This window comes from Asticcacaulis sp. AC460 (assembly GCF_000495795.1).
In the GTDB taxonomy this organism is placed as follows: Bacteria; Pseudomonadota; Alphaproteobacteria; order Caulobacterales; family Caulobacteraceae; genus Asticcacaulis.
Genome location: NZ_AWGD01000040.1, coordinates 60,930 through 77,539, shown reverse-complemented (window position 1 = coordinate 77,539; position 16,610 = coordinate 60,930). Strand labels below are relative to the sequence as shown.

Genomic DNA, 16,610 nt, shown 5'->3' with positions numbered 1-16,610 from the left:
TCTGTTCGTGTGGTTCGTGGTCAAAATCCTTACGCCACGCCGGTCATCCCCTTCATCGTCAGAACGGCAATGAAGGCAAAAAACGCCAGGCAGCCGATCACATTGAACACGGGCGGTTTCAAAACCTTCGGCACCAGCAGCACTCGCGCCAGAACCACCACGGCGACAAAACCCAGGGTCACCTGCCCGACCAAAGGCGCCTTGCCCAGTTGCGTGATGCCTGCGAACAGGAACATGACCACCATCAGCCAGAACAAACCGGTTGCCACGACTCGCAGCGAATGCCACATCGCCTTCAAAAACAACACGTTCCACCTCGATTTCTGGTCTGGCAACGGAGCCTTAAACCTATTGTCCTTTTATTATCGCGGCGTCTAGACTTGGATGCGTGATTTCGGAGACCGGGCATGTTCAATCTGTCGCAACAATTCGACGCCCTGAAGCAGTCGCTGGTCGGCTACGTTCTGATGCTGGCGGCCGCCATCATCGGTTTGATCTGGATCAGCTTTGGCATCTACAACTGGGCCACCGCCATCCTCGGCCCAGTCTGGGGCCCGTTGGCGATCGGCGCCGCGTTCCTTCTGCCGGTGGGCGTCTACGTCGTGATCAAGCTCGCCCAGCCGCAGGACAAACGCTCAAAACAGCAACGCATGTTCGACGAAGCCTTTGCGGCATCGCCGGTCGGTTCTTTGTCCAAGATGATCGAGACGATGTCGGCGCATTCACCCTTCCTGGCCGCGGTTACGGCCATTGTCGGCGGATTCGTCGCCGCGCGCTTCCCGCAGTTCCTGTCGATTCTGTCCGAGCTTGTGATCGCTGGTGGCGACGAGTTGACGCGTTGGAAGTCCGGCAAGTCCGAGCGCGCCGCTTACAAGGCCGCCGAGTATGAGCGCAAGGCGACGCCGCCACCGCCGCCCGACGTCGAGCCGACACGCAAGCGCCGCGGCAAGAAGGCCGATGCGGACTTCGACATGTACGGAAGCTAAGAACCGCTTGCCAAGCCGTCACTACGAAAAAAGCGCCGGATGATCCGGCGCTTTTTGATTTTTGGAAATCGGTCAGGCTGAGCCGAAAAGGGCTGGTTTCGAGAACCGGAGCGGAGCGTACTTCAGTACGTGAGCACCGGAAGCGCAGAAAACGGCACTTTGCAGGCCAGCATAACCGATTTTAGAGGTCTTCCTTGAGGATGGCCATTTCGAAGAGGTAGGACCCTTCCTCGTCCTCGTCGACATAGACGACGCCGACGAACTCCTCGCCGATGAAGACTTCGGCGGAATCCTTCTGCTTGCGTGCCTTGATTTCGAGGCCCTTGGTTCCGAACGTCCGTGTAAGATAGTCTTGTACCTTGGTAATTTCAGCGGGGGTCATGTGTGTGGCTCTCATGATGGCCCGGAGGTCTTGTCCTGGTCCGCCCCCGGCTTATCGGGCGACTAAACCACAAATTCCCCTGGGCGGGGATAAACTTTTCTGTGACAGGAGCCTTACCGGTCAATGCCTTAGCGGGCAATTGCTTATCGCGCTTATCCACAAGGCGGCGGCAAATCGCCTACGCGATGAGACCGAATTGCCGCAGCAATGTACTGCCAAGGGCATATAGGCCGAAACCAAAAAAACCAGTAAGCATCAGAATGGCCAGCCGGCAGGTTAGGCCGTAAAGTCGGCTTTCGTAATGGTAAGCGCCGGCCAGATTCCCGTGACGCCGCTCGCGGTCCGCCATGAACCGTATGTGAATTGGAATCGCCCTGAACACGTAAACCAGCATGGCGACGATGATCGCCAGCACGGCCATGATCAGAAACTCCATCATAGCTGACCGTTTCAGATCGAATAGTCGAGATCGATATCCGGCATGGTGTGGTCCATCTGGCGCGCCGGATCCTCGCAGGTCTTGCAGTTGACCAGCTTCGCCGGAACCCCGGCCGCCGTACAGTGCGCGGGTACCGGCTTCAAGACCACCGAACCCGAGGCGATCTTGGCATAGTCGCCGATCGAGATATTGCCCAGCACATTGGCGCCGGCGCCCAGCAGGACGCCACGGCCGATCTTGGGGTGGCGGTCGCCGCGTTCGGCGCCGGTCCCGCCCAGGGTCACGCCCTGCAGGATCGAGCAGTCGTCACCGACCACCGCGGTTTCACCGATGACGATGCCGGTGCCATGGTCGAGGAAGACGCCCTTGCCGATGCGCGCCGCCGGGTTGATGTCGATCTGGAAAAGCTCGGACACCCGGCTTTGCAGGAAGTGCGCCATGGTCCCACGACCCTGGTTCCACAGCCAGTGCGACACGCGGTAGATCTGCAGGCTGAGGAAGCCCTTGAAGAACATGAAGGCCTGGAGATAGCCCTTGGCCGCCGGGTCGCGTTCATAGACGGCCTGCAGGTCTGCCATGGCAGCTTCCACCAGCGACGGATCGGCGGCATAGGCCTTCTGGGCCAGCTCACGCAGGGTCATACCGCGCAGGGTATCGTCGGCCATCTTGCGGGCGATGTGATAGGACAGGCTGGAGGCCAGGTCGTCGTGCGACAGGATGGTCGAATGCAGCAGCGACGCCAGAGCCGGCTCGGCCGCCAGGGTATCCTGGGCTTCCTGGCGCAGGTTAAGCCAGATCGGCTTGTCGTCCGGCGTGATGACTTCGAATACCTGAGCCATGATAATTACCTCAGAACAGCTTCCGCCAGATGGGGCGGCAACTCGCCGCTGACCGCCATATGGTGGACCCGTAATACACTTGCAACGGTTAATCCGTCGCGAACCTGCCCCATAATAACAGCTTTGAGCAGTTGCGAAAAGGGAACGCGTGCAGCGAACAGATTTTCCGTCTCGTCAGGCTCGACATCGCCGGGTTTCAAACCCGTCGCCAGATACAGGACCGCGACCTCATCGGTCACCGAATTGGACATATCGAAGCGCAGGATTTCCTGCCAGGTGTCGGCCCTATAGCCGGTCTCCTCGCGCAGTTCGCGCTTGGCGCCGTCCAGGGTGTCTTCGCCCTCGGGAACGCCGCCTTCGGGCATCTCCCAACTGAAGGTCCCCAGCGCGAACCGCGCCTGACCGACCAGGGCGACCGTGCCGTCGTCGAACAGCGGCAGCACCCCGACCGCACGATTGGCGAACCGCACCAGGCCGTAATGACATTCGCGGCCGGTCGGCGCGACCACATCGTGGCTTTCGATGCGAATCCACGGGTTTTCGAACACCACCTGATGGCGCAGGCTTTTCCAGGTCGCGCGCTGGGCGGCGGTGGCTTCGTCGTCCCACGGCGGGAGCAGATCGGTCATACGGGCTTCCGGCAAAAATTAGCGTTCATTGGCGTTCATTCGCGGTTCCAACCCTATATAGTCGGCAATAGACTCAGCAAGGACATTCCATGCCCCTTACTCTCTCCGACACGCCCGCCCCGGAATTCGGTCAGCCCCTGCCCCAAAAACCATCGCCTGACGTCTTGGAAGCCCTGTTCTTCCGCCGCAGCGCGCCGGCGCCGACCTTGCAATCGCCCGGGCCGTCAGCCGACGAGATCGACCTGCTGATCCGCATCGGCCTGCGTGTGCCGGACCACGGCAAGATCGGGCCGTGGCGCATCGTCCGCTTTACCGCGCAAAGCAAGGCCACCCTGGTTGAAAAACTGACCGCCCTGGCGGCGAAACAACCGGAGCCCGGCAAGGCTGTGGCCGCCTTGCAAAAATTATCGATCCCGCCAGAAGCCCTGCTGGTCGTCTCCTCCCCCCTCCAGCCGCACAAGATCCCTTTGTGGGAACAACAACTGTCGGCCGCCGCGGTGTGCCAGACCCTGCTGATCGCGGCGGGTGCGCTTGGGTATGGCGCCAACTGGATCACCGACTGGTACAGCTATGACGCCGAAGCCAAACAGGTCCTGGGCCTGGCCGACCATGAAAACGTCGCTGGCTTCGTCTATCTCGGCACGCCGTCGGAAGCGCCGCTGGAACGCGACCGGCCGAACTATGCTGAACGTGTGAGCTGGTGGTCGCAGACTTAGCCATGGCTGACGACAGGCTTTAGAACAGGCCTGACAACTCGGCTGCTGTCGCCGTTCGTTTCTTCCACCGCTGGATGATCGGCGACGCCAGGCCCGTCGTCACCAGCACCGCGCCGATATAGGTCAGTCCCAGAACCACCAGGGGCGATATACCGGCCAGTTCGCGGGAAACGTCCAGGGACGCGCTTTTGGCAAAGACAAAGAGGATCGCCATCACCACCACGACAAAGGTTGCGACGTAACCCGCGGCGATACCGGGCGGCAAGGGCCGCTTCCAGCGACGGTTCAGAATCTCCATCGCGATCCATAAGGGAAGCGCCATGACGACGCAGCCGATCAGAATGTAGCCCGTGATTTCCGCCGACGGCAGAAGTTCAGTCCCCGCCCCGTAACCAAGCACCAGATTGATCACCACACCGGCGGCGATGGCGCAAAACAGCATGATAGGCGGCGCGCCGAACAGACACGCCAGGGTGCGTATCCAGAACCGTCCCCAGAGTTTTTCCATAGCCCGTCCCCCTCATGCGCGAACCCCTAAAATACGCGGGAGAGTTCGTCAGGCAAGGCGGTTTTCTTCTTCCAACGCCGAATGACCGGCAGCCCCACCACAGTCACCAGGACCGCAGCGGCGGTATAGGACAGGACAAGAATCAGGATTTGCGAAAACAGACTGCCCCCCTCGTTTCCATTGGGATAGGCGAACAGTACCCAGGTAATGATGATGCCCACAAAAACGGCGCCGAAAACCATCAGCCAGGCCAGGGCCAGTACCGGCGGCAGGGGGCGGCGCCACCGGTGATTCAACGCCTCCATGGCGATCCAGAGCGGCGCCACGACAATAGCGGCGACGAGCAGCAGCTCACCCATACCCGAAGACGAATATATCACGCCGGAGGTCCCCTCTCCACGGGCAAAGGAGATCGCCAGACTCGATCCCAACCAGGACAGTATCATCGCCGGCGGCCCGGCAACCAGAGACGCTAACAGGCGTATCCAGAACCATCCCCAGAGTTTTTCCATAGTCCCCCCATATCGCTGCGTCAGAACGCGTCGGTCATCTGGGCGTCACGCTGGGCCGCCCGCGCGACTTGCGACTTGTGCCATAGCCAGGTGACATACCATGCTGCCGCGATCGCCGCCACGCTGCCCGACGCATAGGCAACGGCGAAACCCGGCCATTCCGGCAGCGGTGCGAACACCAGGACCGGGCCGTAGACCGTATAGAAAACACCGATAAAGGCCAGGTAGCTGCGCAGCGGCGCAAACGACTTCTTATGGAGCCCCCAGATCTCGGCCAGCAGCCAGTACGGCGCCAGGATCAGGTGACCATAGCCCTCGACCAGGCCGAACGGCCCGGTGATTTCAAGCGCTTCCGGGCCGGCAACATAGAGCAGGACCGCCGCCACCAGGCCATTGGCCGCAGCCGGGACGACAAAGGCGACCGCGGCGCGGGCCGCCAGGGTGCGCCACAGGTTGATCATCCCCGGCCCCGGTAGGTTGCTACGCCGAAGTCAGGAACCAAGACGCCCTTGGGCGGTTCGGCCGTCTGCCAGAAGACGTCGATCGGAATACCGCCGCGCGGATACCAGAAGCCGCCGATGCGCAGCCAGCGCGGGCTGAGCAGGTCGCGCAGGCGCTTGGCGATATGGATGGTGCAGTCCTCATGGAAGGCGCCATGGTTGCGAAAACTGGTCAGGAACAGTTTCAGCGACTTGGATTCGACCAGCCATTCGTCTGGCACATAGTCGATGACCAGGTGGGCAAAGTCCGGCTGGCCGGTTACCGGGCACAGCGAGGTAAATTCCGGCGCCGTGAAGCGCGCGACATAGTCGACATCGGCATGGGGATTGGGCACGCGTTCCAGCACGGCCTTGGCCGGGTCGTCGACCGGGCGCGCATCGCCGCCCAGTTGCGTCAGGTTATCGGTATAGTGGCTCATGGTTCCCTATTTATACCCAAAGGAACTAAGCGCAAGAGGCGTGTGTCGCGCCGAAATTTACCTTTACGTTCACGTCAATTTCTGCCTAATTGCGGCCAAAAGGAAACGTGTCATGATCCCTGCTTCGCTGTCCCGCAACCTGCGTTTTCCCGCCATTGCCGCACCGATGTTCCTGGTGTCCGGACCGGACCTGGTCATCGCCACCTGCAAGGCCGGGATGATCGGCACCTTCCCCGCCTTGAACCAGCGCACGACCGAAGGTTACGAGGATTGGCTGAACACCATCCAGGGCGCTCTGGGCGAGAACGACGCGGCCTACGGCGTCAATATGATCGTCCACCCGACCAATTCGCGCCTGCTGGCCGACATGCAGGTCACGGTGAAACACAAGGTGCCGCTGGTCATCACGTCTCTAGGCGCGGTTAAGGATGTCGTCGATGCGGTGCACGGTTACGGCGGCGTGGTCTTCCACGACATCATCAATGCCCGCCACGCGCGCAAGGCCATGGAGGCCGGGGTCGACGGGCTGATCCTGGTCTCGGCCGGCGCCGGCGGCCATGCCGGCAACCAGCATCCCTTCGCCCTGCTCAATGAGGTGCGCCAGTTCTTCAAGGGCACCATTATCCTCTCCGGAGCCCTGTCGACCGGCCAGGACGTCGCCGGCGCTTTGATGGCGGGCGCCGATCTCGGCTATATGGGCACACGCTTCATTGCCACCACCCAGGCCCAGGCCGATCCGGGTTACAAGCAGATGCTGATCGACACCACGGCGAAGGACATCACCTATACCGACGCCATTTCGGGCATCAATGCCAACTTCCTGACCCCCTCCCTGGTCGCCAACGGGCTGGATCCGGCCGCCGCCAAGGATCCCCACCACAAGATCGATATGGACGAGGAACTGAACCCCGAAGCCAAGGCGTGGAAGACCATCTGGTCGGCCGGCCAGGGGGTCGGCTCGATCCATGAGGTGCTGCCTGTGGCCGAACTCGTTTCGCGGTTGCAACAGGAATTTAAATTCGCCTCCCAGGCGTTTGCATCCAAGGCACCCGATCTGGTATAACTTGCCCCATGAGGGCTACGTTAATCTTTGTTTTACTTATATCTTTTGCCGCACCGGCCTACGCCGAAGATGCGGCCCCGCCGTCGTGGTGGGACCAGAAGATTCACACCTCAGCCTCGATCGGTATCTCGACCTCGGGCACGATCAACGGTGAAATCAACCGCAAACCGCGCCTTAGCCTGAACCTGTCGGGCAATAAGGGCCGCATGACCTTCGGCGCCCGGCACGAAACGGCCGATTCCTACAGCGGCACCGACAGCGAAAACCGTTTCCACGTCGCCTGGCGCCAGGACAACAAACTGGCCAACCTGAATTATCAGGTCATGTACAAGACCTATCCCGGCACGCGCCCCGGCCTGACCGATGAGGCCCTGCTGTATCAGGTGTCGGCATCGCGGTCGCTGAAAGGCATCAACTACGGCCTGGGCCTTGAATATACCAACGCGGACTATGCCACGACACGCAAGTCCTACGGCCTGAACCTGTCGGTCAGCCGCAGCTTCCTGCCGAAACTGTCGGGCTGGCTCAGCGTTTCGCACAAAAAACAGTGGGGCAGCGTCGACTATACCAATGCCAATATCGGCCTGTACTACCAGGCGACACCGAAGATCGGCGTGGCGACCAGCATCAACAACTGGCATGCCTATGCCGACTGGGCGGTGGACCGCCCCACCCTTTCCGTGTCATTGAGCCGCCGGCTTTAGCGGAAGGTGTCAAGCGCCTGTTCGATGTCGGCGATCAGATCGTCGGCGTCTTCCAGCCCGACATAGAAACGGATCGAAGAGCCGGCCAGGTACGGATCGGGCTCGTCGCTCAGGCGCGGCCGGCCGCGGACCTGGGGCTCGCAATTGACCGCAAGGCTCTCATACCCGCCCCAGCTGAAGCCCAGGCCGAACAGTTTGAGTTTATTCAGGAAGGCTTGCGACTGGCGTTCGCCGTCACCCTTGAACAGTACCATGAACAGGCCGTTCGAGCCGGTGAAATCACGGGCGAAGACATCGTGGCCAGGGTGCGATTCCAGGCCGGGATGGACCACTCTCAATACTTCCGGCCGGGTTTCCAGCCAACGGGCGATCTTCAAGGCGCTGTCGCCACTCAGCTTGATACGCAGTTGCAGAGTGCGGATACCCCGAGTGGCGAGATAACTCTCGTCCGCCGAAGTGAAGAAGCCCCAGGCCTTGATGGTCTTGTAGAGGGTCGCGGCCAGGGCCTTGTCGCGAGTGCTGACCGAGCCGATCAGGACGTCGCTGTGGCCGCCGACATATTTGGTCAGGGCCTGCATGCTGAGGTCGATCCCGTGCTCAAGCGGCTTGAACAGCACACCGCCGCCATAGGTGTTGTCGCACAGGGTCAGGATACCCCGCGCCTTCGCCGCGGCGGCGATGCCGGGGATGTCCTGGATATCGAAGGTCAGCGAGCCCGGGCTTTCGACATAGATCATCTTCGTCGCCGGGGTGGCCAGAGCCAGGACCTCTTCCGGCGTCAGACACGAGTCATAATAACGCGTCGCGACGCCATAACGCTTGAGCTGGGTCTCGACGAAGCGGCGGACCGGCGCGTAGCAGGAATTGACCACCAGGAGCTCGTCGCCGGCCTGCAGGAAGGCGAAGAGCGGCACGGTCAGGGCCGCCAGGCCGCTGGGCAGGATGAAGCTTTCGGTGGCGCCTTCCAGGTCGGCCAGCAGCCGGCGCAATTCGTCCTGGGTCGACAGGCCGTCGGTGCCGTAGGTCGGGCGGACGTCGTCGTTGTAGAGCATCTCCGCGTTTTCGAACAGCACGGTCGAGCCGCGTTCGACGGCCGTATTGACGGCGCGGCGGCTGTTGGCGCGGCCCAGCGTGGCCGAGTTCAGGCGGGTGGTCTCTTTCATCTTGGATCTCCTGCCCCGCTTCAACCGTGAAACGGATTTGGTTGCAAGCGATAAGACCTATCCAAAATGGTCAGGCGGACTGATCAGGCGTCCAGGCCGTGCCTTTGCATAAAGGCCAAGGCTGCCGGTCCCCACGGCAGGAGCTGTCCGTCCTTGCCACGCAGGGGGAAGCCGTGGGTATTGCCTTCCCATAGGTGCAATTCGGCCGGGACCTTGGCGGCCTTCAGCGCTTCGTACATCAGGATGCCGTTCTTCGCCGGAACCGACGGGTCATCGGTCGTACCGCCGACAAAACACGGCACGCCGTCAGCCGGAACATGCAGTTCCACGGATGACCGCGTCTTGATGGCCTCAACCACTTCGGCCTGGACGTTTTTCAGGATTTCCTGACGCGAACCCTTGTGGGCATATTCGCCCATGGTGATCACCGGATACATCAGCGCCGCAACGGCCGGCCTGGCCGAAAGCTGATCAGCGGCATCAACGGGCGCATAGGTCTGTTCTGCGAAGCGCGTCGCCAGCAGACCAGCGACATGGCCGCCGGCCGAGAAACCTGCAATGCCGATCCGGTTCGGGTCAATGCCGAACCGCGACGCCTCGGACCGGATCAGCCGGATGGCGCGCTGGGCATCCTGCAAAGCGACGTCGGGCCCGGCGGCCCACGGATCGCCCGGCAACCGGTAGGTCATGGTGAAGGCGGTATAGCCCAGCCCGGCCAGCCAGGCGTCGACCTCGCCGCCGGCTTTCGACACAGCGACGCGGACATAGCCGCCGCCGGGTATCAGCAGAACGGCGCCGCCATTGGGCTTTTCCGGCCGGCGCACCGACAGCCAGGGCTTGGTGATGTTGTAGAAGGCCGTATCGTTGGGATCGCCGTCGGGCTTACGGAGCACCGAGCGTTCGGTAGCGGTGACCTTTTCGCCGCCCGGTGCGGCGCCAGGCCACAGGTCCTGCATCGGCAGGCTGGGCTTTAAGGTCAGTGACGCTTCGGTCGGCATGCCTTCCTGGGCGCTGGCCTGGGCATGGGCTTGCGCCCGCGCGAAAGCGGGCGCGCCGGCCAGGGCAACGGTCAGTCCGAGAAGGGTACGGCGATCCATGACATGCCTCTACTATTTGCGCAATTTCGCGCAACTTAGCTCAGGCGTGCGCAGAACGCACGCCTGAAATCATGGAATTGGCGCCTTTAGCCTTCCAGCAGTTGCTTGCTGGCCTTGAGGCAGTACAGCTTGTAGAACTTCACGGTCTCATCGCCCTCGTTGTACAGCGCCTCCATATCGGGCATCAGCTCGTTATTGATATAGTCATCGCCGGTGCGGGTCGAAACCTTCTGCGACAACGACACCCAGGCGCGGCCCAGGGTCGTGTACAGTTCGGCATCGTCGCTGCCCTTTTCGGCCAGATAGGCGGCGCCCATCATCGATGCCGCGCAGACCTGCACAGCCTGGTTGCTGGTGATCTCCGGTTCCTCGTGGCGCTTGACCGCGTTGAGATCCATCGCCGAAGCGACGGACGACACACCGAACGACAAGACAACACCGGCAACCCAACCCAAAACATACTTTTTCATGTGATAAACCCCATTTAGCCCCTGTTGCTAACGAGAGGTAAATTACGACGAAAACAACGTTACGGCCACCCCCGATCAGAGGGTGGCCGATTACAAATGCTGTAAGGTCAAGGGGTTGCGGTTATACTTTAAAGACGGTTTGGAAAGCCGTCAGGCTGAGCCGAAAAGGGTTGGTTTCGAGAACCGGAGCGGAGCGTACTTACGTACGTGAGCACCGGAAGCGCAGAAACCAGCCCTTTGCAGGCCAGCCGGACGGAGTTTCCAACAGTCTTTTATGCCGCCTTGTCGGTCTTCACCTTCCCAAAGCGGCCGTAGAAGGTCTCTCCCTTGGCCGCCATGTCGCGCAGCAATTGCGGCGGCGCGAAGCGATCGCCATAGGCCGCCGTCATGCGGTCCAGTTCGGCGACGAACTTGGCCACGCCGATCGCGTCGATCAGAGAAACGATCCCGCCCGACCACGGCGCAAAGCCCCAGCCGAGGATCGAACCGACATCGGCCTCGCGCGGATCGGTGATGACGCCATCCTCGAAACAGCGCGCCGCGGTGACAGCCTGAACATACAGCATGCGCTTCTTCAGTTCCTCGACCAGGGCCGGATCTGCCTCCAGTATGGTCGGCTGGAACTTTTCGCTCAGCCCGGGCCACAGGGTCTTGGTGGCCGTCTTTTCGGCCGGATAGTCGTAGAAGCCCTTGTTGCTCTTGCGGCCCAGGCGACCATCGGCGACCATGGCGGCGACTTCCTTTTCACCGGGGATCGGCACATAGGCGTCGCCCTCGGCCTTGGCCGTTTCCGACGTGATCTTGACCAGCAGGTCCAGCGCCACGTCGTCCATCATTTCCAGCGGCCCGCGCGGCATGCCGGTCATGCGGCCAGCATTGTCGATAATGGCCGGGCTGTAGCCCTCGGCCCACAGGTGCAGGCCTTCGGCGGTGAACGGAATGAAGCAGCGGTTGGCGAAGAAGTAGCGCGAGTCGTTGACCACGATCGGCGTCTTCTTGATCTTCAGGACGTAGTCGATGGCCTTGGCCAGGGTCTCGTCCGAGGTCTCCTTGCCCATGATGATCTCGACCAGCATCATCTTGTCGACCGGCGAGAAGAAGTGGATGCCGATATAGTTCTTCGGCCGGGCCGAGGCTTTCGCAAGGTCGCTGATCGGAATGGTCGAGGTGTTGGAACCGAACACCGCCGTATCGGCCAGGTGGGCTTCGGCGGCCTTGGTGACCGTGGCCTTCAGCTCGCTGTTCTCGAACACCGCCTCGACCACCAGGTCGGAGCCGGCAATCAGGCTATAGTCCGGCGTGGCGGTGATCAGGTCCAGAGTCGCCTGGCCGGCTTCCGGAGTCAGCTTACCGCGCGACACCTGCTTCTTGATCAGGTCGGCGCAATGCGTCTTGCCCTTGTCGGCCGACTCCTGGTCGCGATCGATCAGGACGGTCTTGATGCCCGCCATGGCCTGGACGTAGGCGATGCCTGCCCCCATCATGCCCGCGCCCAGCACGGCGACCTGCTTGAACTCGGTCTTGGCATAGCCGTCCGGACGGCCCGAACCCTTGCCGATGGCCTGCATCGAGAAAAAGAAGGTCCGCATCATGGCCTTGGCCTGAGGCGTCATCAGCGTCTTGGAGAAGTAGCGCGTCTCGATCTTCAACGCCGTGTCGAACGGCACCTGCAGGCCCTCATAGACGGCGTGCATCAGGTTGATGACGGCGGGATAGTTGCCGTAGGACTGCTTGCGCAACAGGGCATTGCCCATGATGAAAACCTGCGAACCAGCGGGGTGATAGGGACCGCCGCCGGGGATCTTGAAATCCTTCTTGTCCCATGGCGCGACCGGGTCGCCCTTGGTCTTGATCCAGGTCTTGGCGGCCTCGACTTCCTTGCCGGCCTCGACCAGCTCATGGACGATGCCCATGCCCAAAGCTTCCTGGGGCTTGAACGACTTGCCTTCCGACATGGCCAGCAGGGCCGCCTGGACGCCTATGACGCGCGGCAGGCGCTGCGAGCCACCACCGCCGGGGAAGATGCCGATCTTGATTTCGGGCAGGCCGACCTGGGTCTTGGGGCCGTTACCGATGACGCGGTAATGACAGGCCAGGGAAAGCTCAAGTCCGCCGCCAAGCGCCAGGCCGTTGATGGCCACGGCCACCGGCTTGCCGCAGGTTTCCAGCAGGCGGTAGATGCGGTTCATCTCAAACGCGACATCAAAAGTCGCCTTCAGCGCGGCCTCCCCCTCGCCTTCCACTTCCCAGCCTCCGCCGAACAGGTCGTCCAGGTCGGCGCCGGCGCAGAAGCCGTTGCTCTTGCCCGAGGTGATGACCACGCCCTTGATCTCGGCTTCGTTTTTGGCGCGGTTGGCGATGGCTTCCAGATCAGCCAGGGCCCCCTTGGTAAAGGTGTTCATCGTCTTGCCGGGCACGTCGAAAGAGCACAGCAGGATGCCGTCGGCGTCGAGGTCGGTTTTGAAATTGTCCATAATGTTTGTTCCCTCTTAGACGCGTTCGATCACGGTGGCGGTGGCCATGCCGCCGCCGACACACAGCACGGCCAGGCCGGTCGACTTGCCGGTCCGTTCCAGCTCATCGACCAGGGTGCCCAGGATCATCGCCCCTGTGGCGCCCAGCGGGTGGCCCATGGCGATGGCGCCGCCGCAGACATTGATCTTGTCGTGCGGGATATCCAGCGCCTGCATGTAGCGCAGCACCACGGCGGCAAAGGCCTCGTTCAGTTCGTAAAGGTCGATGTCCGTGGTCGCCATGCCCAGCTTCTTGAGCAGCTTTTCGGTGACATAGGACGGGCCGGTCAGCATGATCGACGGCTCCGAGCCGATCGAGGCGGTGCCCAGGATGCGGGCGCGCGGCTTGATGCCGGTCAGTTCGCCGGCTTGCTTCGAGCCGACCAGGACGGCGGCGGCGCCGTCGACGATCGACGACGAATTGCCCGGCGTATGGACGTGGCTGACGCGCTCGACCTCAGGGTAACGCTGCTGAATGACGGCGTCGAAGGCCATTTCACCGAAGGCGGCGAACGACGGATTCAACCCGCCCAGGGTCTGCATGTCGGTATTGGGTCGCACGGTTTCATCGTGGGCCAGGGCGGTGATGCCCAGTTGATCCTTGATGGGCAGGACCGCATTCTTGAAACGGCCTTCCTGCCACGAACGGGCGGCGCGCTTGTGCGATTCGACGGCATAGGCATCGCAGTCGGTACGCGAAAAGCCCCACTTGGAGGCGATCATATCGGCCGACACGCCCTGGGGCACGAAATAGGTCGGAAAGGCCGCGGCGACATCGATCGCCCAGGCGCCGCCATCGGAGCCCATGGGGATGCGGCTCATGCATTCGACGCCACCGCCGATGGCCATGGTCGCTTCGCCGGACACCACCTTGGCGGCGGCAATATTGACGGCTTCCAGCCCCGAGGCGCAGAAGCGGTTGACCTGGGCGCCGGCGGTCAGTTGCGAATATCCGGCGGCCAGGACCGCGGCGCGGGCGATGTCCCCGCCCTGCTCGCCCACCGGCGTCACGCAGCCCCAGGTGCAGTCGTCGACCAGGGCCGTATCCAGGCTGTTGCGGTCACGCAGGCCGGCCAGGACCTGGGCCGAAAGGTCCAGCGCCGTAATCTGGTGCAGGCTGCCGTCCTTCTTGCCCTTGCCGCGCGGCGAGCGGACATGGTCGTAGATATAGGCTGAATTTTCAGGGGTCGGCATCCGGTCTGTCCTCCAACGCTCGGGGCGTTTGTTTTGATGCCGGATTAGATGCGCTTTGTTTACGCGAACGTCAAGATAATCGGGAAAATTTTCTCCAACCTGGCGGAAACCTGTGGCGTGAAACGTCTAAATTATCATACAATATTATTGACCTTTGGTCACAGCAGGATTAGGCAGACCTCCATGGACACCGCACACGCTCCCAGCACCCTCACCGCTACCGCCACGCGCATAGCCAAGATCGAAACCTTTGCCGTTCCGCCGCGCTGGCTGTTCGTTCGCATCGAAGATTCCGAAGGCGCCGTCGGCTGGGGCGAAGCCTCGCTGGAAGGCCATACCGAAGCCACCGAAGCTACCTTCGCCGAGATCCGCGAACGCTTTATCGGGCACGATCCGGAACGTATCGAAGACATGTGGCAGGTCTTCTATCGCCTGGGCTTCTATCGCGGTGGACCGGTCCTGATGTCGGCCCTGTCGGGTTTCGACCAGGCCCTGTGGGATCTGAAGGCGCGCCGTCTGGGCGTGCCAGTGTGGCAACTGCTGGGCGGCCGCGTGCGTGACCGCGTCCAGGTCTATGCCTGGATCGGTGGCGACCGTCCCTCGGATGTGGTCGACGCCGCCAGGGCGCGCCAGGACCAGGGCTTCAAGGCCGTCAAGATGAATGCGTCTGAAGACATGGGTTGGCTCGATTCGCCCAAGGTGATCGATGGTGTGCTGGAACGCGCCACCTCGGTCCAGGCCCTGGGGCTGGATGTCGGGCTCGACTTCCACGGCCGGGTGCACAAGCCCATGGCCAAGCAACTGGCCCATGCGCTTGAGCCGATCCGGCCGCTGTTCATCGAGGAGCCGCTGCTCAGCGAGCATGTCGAGGCCATCGAGCAGTTGTCGAAACTGACCACCACCCCGATCGCGCTCGGTGAACGTCTGTACAGCCGCTGGGATTTCAAGCCCTTCTTCGAACGCGCCTGTGTCGATATCATTCAGCCCGATCTGTCGCATGCCGGCGGCATCTCCGAAGTCCGCCGCATCGCCGCCATGGCCGAAGCGTATGACGTCGCCGTGGCGCCGCACTGCCCGCTGGGGCCGCTGGCCCTGGGCGCCTGCATGCAACTGGGCATCGCGACGCCGAACCACGTCATCCAGGAAATGTCGCTGGGCATCCACTACAACACCAACGGCCACGACCTGTTGTTCTATATGAAGAATCCGGAAGTGTTCGATGTTCGCGACGGCTATGTCGAAGCCCTGACGGGTCCGGGCCTGGGCGTCGAGATCGACGAAGCCAAGGTGCGCGAAATGGCGAAAGACTGCCCGCCTTGGCGCAATCCGGCGTGGCGCGGACCAGATGGATATGTGAGAGAGTGGTGAGAAAGTAAGTCGCCCCACCACCATTTCGCTGCACTTCGCTTTGCTTCGTTTCGCTTATGGTGCCCCTCCCCACGCGAAGAGCGCGGGGAGGTATCAGAAAAAGGAAGTTCGCTCTTTATCTGATACCTCCCCACGTGTGGGGAGGGGGACCGCTCGAACGAAACGCAGCCGAAGGCGGAGTGAGTGAGGTGCGGTGGTGGGGCGACTTTCTAACAGAATACAGGGAACACTATGACTCAGGACATAATCCGCCGTACGCAACCGGGTGCGCTTTTGGGCGAAGGGCCGCTATGGTCCCGCCGCGACCAGTGCATCTACTGGGTCGATATCCTGTCGCATAAGCTGAACGCGTACTTCCTCGATGGCCGCGAAAAGACCTGGAGCTTCGACTGCCCGATCTGCTGGGTGATCGAACGCGAAAAAGGCGGCTTTATCGCCGGCCTGATGACCGGGTTCGCCGAACTGTCGCTGGACCCGTTCATCGTCCGCCATATCGCCAATCCCTACCCGGACGAGCCGGAAAACCGCCTCAACGACGCCAAGGCCGACGACCGCGGCCGCATCTGGGCCGGCTCGATGCATAAGCCGATCACCCGGACCACCGGCAACTGGCACCGCCTCAACACCGACAAGACCGTCAGCCATGTCGACGGCCCCTACACCATTCCCAACGGCCCGGCCTTCACCGCCGACCACCGCCAGGTCTTCCACACCGACACCGACCTGCGCCAGATCTTCCTGTTCGACATCGACGACGACGGCGAGCCCATCAACAAGCGTCCTTGGCTGCAGTTCCCCGAAGACTGGGGCTATCCCGACGGCATGACGGTGGACGCCCAGAATGGCCTGTGGGTCGCCCATTGGGGGGCCGGACGCATTACCCGCTTCAAGATGGACGCCACCGAAGACTTCCATATCGACCTGCCGGCCAAACAGATCACCTCCATGACCTTTGCCGGCAACGACCTGAACCGGATGTTCGTGACCTCGGCGGCCATCGACCTGCCCGACGACCGTGAAGCCGGGACACTCTTCGAAATCCCAAGTGACCTTCTGCGCGGCCATACCGGCCTTGAACCGCAGAAGTTCAAAGGCTAAACCCGGCCCG

Annotated in this window: 20 protein-coding genes; 6 read left to right on the top strand and 14 right to left on the bottom strand. The window is 62.0% G+C overall.

The genetic code is table 11. The features are described from left to right. Positions 1–29: 29 nt before the first annotated feature. Positions 30–308 (bottom strand): hypothetical protein, encoded by a 279-nt coding sequence (locus ABAC460_RS45875; RefSeq protein ID WP_155914756.1) that lies wholly within the window; start codon positions 306–308, stop codon positions 30–32. Between the two features lie 99 nt (positions 309–407). Between ABAC460_RS45875 and ABAC460_RS45870 the strand changes: the two genes are divergently transcribed. Next, the gene (locus ABAC460_RS45870; protein WP_023455625.1) at positions 408–986 is read left to right on the top strand and encodes a hypothetical protein; all 579 of its coding nucleotides are present in this window, start codon (positions 408–410) and stop codon (positions 984–986) included. 181 nt (positions 987–1,167) lie between these two features. Here the strand turns inward: ABAC460_RS45870 and ABAC460_RS45865 are convergent, their stop codons facing one another. The 4 genes from ABAC460_RS45865 to ABAC460_RS45850 form a co-directional block, all read right to left on the bottom strand. Beyond that, positions 1,168–1,368: a DUF3126 family protein gene (locus tag ABAC460_RS45865; RefSeq protein ID WP_023455624.1), complete on the bottom strand. Its 201-nt coding sequence runs from the start codon at positions 1,366–1,368 to the stop codon at positions 1,168–1,170. 178 nt (positions 1,369–1,546) lie between these two features. Continuing rightward, on the bottom strand, positions 1,547–1,804 hold the full coding sequence (locus ABAC460_RS45860) for a hypothetical protein (RefSeq protein ID WP_162150352.1): 258 nt from the start codon (positions 1,802–1,804) through the stop codon (positions 1,547–1,549). 14 nt (positions 1,805–1,818) lie between these two features. Further along, complete coding sequence (gene cysE, locus ABAC460_RS45855) at positions 1,819–2,646, bottom strand: serine O-acetyltransferase (RefSeq protein ID WP_023455622.1); 828 nt, start codon at positions 2,644–2,646, stop codon at positions 1,819–1,821. A 5-nt stretch (positions 2,647–2,651) separates the two neighbouring features. Then, the gene (locus ABAC460_RS45850; RefSeq protein ID WP_023455621.1) at positions 2,652–3,275 is read right to left on the bottom strand and encodes an NUDIX domain-containing protein; all 624 of its coding nucleotides are present in this window, start codon (positions 3,273–3,275) and stop codon (positions 2,652–2,654) included. 89 nt (positions 3,276–3,364) lie between these two features. On the opposite strand from ABAC460_RS45850, the gene ABAC460_RS45845 reads away from it, so the two are divergent. Further along, entirely contained in the window at positions 3,365–3,991 is a 627-nt protein-coding gene (locus ABAC460_RS45845) for a nitroreductase family protein (RefSeq protein WP_023455620.1), read from the top strand. Between the two features lie 19 nt (positions 3,992–4,010). Here the strand turns inward: ABAC460_RS45845 and ABAC460_RS45840 are convergent, their stop codons facing one another. The 4 genes from ABAC460_RS45840 to queF are packed head-to-tail and all read right to left on the bottom strand — an operon-like array spanning position 4,011 to position 5,930. Then, positions 4,011–4,499 (bottom strand): hypothetical protein, encoded by a 489-nt coding sequence (locus ABAC460_RS45840; protein ID WP_023455619.1) that lies wholly within the window; start codon positions 4,497–4,499, stop codon positions 4,011–4,013. Positions 4,500–4,525: 26 nt separating this feature from the next. After that, positions 4,526–5,011, bottom strand: coding sequence for a hypothetical protein (locus tag ABAC460_RS45835; RefSeq protein WP_155914755.1), 486 nt, complete (start codon positions 5,009–5,011; stop codon positions 4,526–4,528). A 20-nt stretch (positions 5,012–5,031) separates the two neighbouring features. Next, on the bottom strand, positions 5,032–5,472 hold the full coding sequence (locus tag ABAC460_RS45830) for a hypothetical protein (protein ID WP_023455617.1): 441 nt from the start codon (positions 5,470–5,472) through the stop codon (positions 5,032–5,034). Further along, positions 5,469–5,930 carry a preQ(1) synthase gene (gene queF / locus ABAC460_RS45825; RefSeq protein ID WP_023455616.1) on the bottom strand — a complete coding sequence of 154 codons (462 nt, stop codon included), beginning with the start codon at positions 5,928–5,930 and terminating at the stop codon, positions 5,469–5,471. Before queF ends, ABAC460_RS45830 begins: the two co-directional genes overlap by 4 nt. A gap of 112 nt (positions 5,931–6,042) precedes the next feature. Here queF and ABAC460_RS45820 point away from each other — a divergent pair, with 112 nt between their 5' ends. Together ABAC460_RS45820 and ABAC460_RS45815 are read left to right on the top strand one after the other, a co-directional pair. Further along, complete coding sequence (locus ABAC460_RS45820; RefSeq protein WP_023455615.1) at positions 6,043–6,993, top strand: NAD(P)H-dependent flavin oxidoreductase; 951 nt, start codon at positions 6,043–6,045, stop codon at positions 6,991–6,993. A gap of 8 nt (positions 6,994–7,001) precedes the next feature. Beyond that, positions 7,002–7,697 carry a hypothetical protein gene (locus ABAC460_RS45815; RefSeq protein ID WP_023455614.1) on the top strand — a complete coding sequence of 232 codons (696 nt, stop codon included), beginning with the start codon at positions 7,002–7,004 and terminating at the stop codon, positions 7,695–7,697. On the opposite strand, the gene metC is transcribed toward ABAC460_RS45815, so the two are convergent. From metC to ABAC460_RS45790, 5 genes are all read right to left on the bottom strand, one after another. Then, positions 7,694–8,860 (bottom strand): cystathionine beta-lyase, encoded by a 1,167-nt coding sequence (metC, locus tag ABAC460_RS45810; protein WP_023455613.1) that lies wholly within the window; start codon positions 8,858–8,860, stop codon positions 7,694–7,696. The genes ABAC460_RS45815 and metC overlap by 4 nt on opposite strands. A gap of 83 nt (positions 8,861–8,943) precedes the next feature. After that, the gene (locus ABAC460_RS45805) at positions 8,944–9,957 is read right to left on the bottom strand and encodes an alpha/beta hydrolase (protein WP_023455612.1); all 1,014 of its coding nucleotides are present in this window, start codon (positions 9,955–9,957) and stop codon (positions 8,944–8,946) included. 86 nt (positions 9,958–10,043) lie between these two features. Further along, positions 10,044–10,427: a hypothetical protein gene (locus tag ABAC460_RS45800; protein ID WP_023455611.1), complete on the bottom strand. Its 384-nt coding sequence runs from the start codon at positions 10,425–10,427 to the stop codon at positions 10,044–10,046. A 272-nt stretch (positions 10,428–10,699) separates the two neighbouring features. After that, on the bottom strand, positions 10,700–12,901 hold the full coding sequence (locus tag ABAC460_RS45795; RefSeq protein ID WP_023455610.1) for a 3-hydroxyacyl-CoA dehydrogenase NAD-binding domain-containing protein: 2,202 nt from the start codon (positions 12,899–12,901) through the stop codon (positions 10,700–10,702). Positions 12,902–12,916: 15 nt separating this feature from the next. Next, positions 12,917–14,134 (bottom strand): acetyl-CoA C-acetyltransferase, encoded by a 1,218-nt coding sequence (locus ABAC460_RS45790; protein WP_023455609.1) that lies wholly within the window; start codon positions 14,132–14,134, stop codon positions 12,917–12,919. 183 nt (positions 14,135–14,317) lie between these two features. On the opposite strand from ABAC460_RS45790, the gene dgoD reads away from it, so the two are divergent. Together dgoD and ABAC460_RS45780 are read left to right on the top strand one after the other, a co-directional pair. Further along, positions 14,318–15,502, top strand: coding sequence for a galactonate dehydratase (dgoD, locus tag ABAC460_RS45785; RefSeq protein WP_023455608.1), 1,185 nt, complete (start codon positions 14,318–14,320; stop codon positions 15,500–15,502). Positions 15,503–15,733: 231 nt separating this feature from the next. Continuing rightward, positions 15,734–16,600, top strand: a complete 867-nt coding sequence (locus ABAC460_RS45780) for an SMP-30/gluconolactonase/LRE family protein (protein ID WP_023455607.1) — start codon at positions 15,734–15,736, stop codon at positions 16,598–16,600. Positions 16,601–16,610 lie beyond the last annotated feature (10 nt).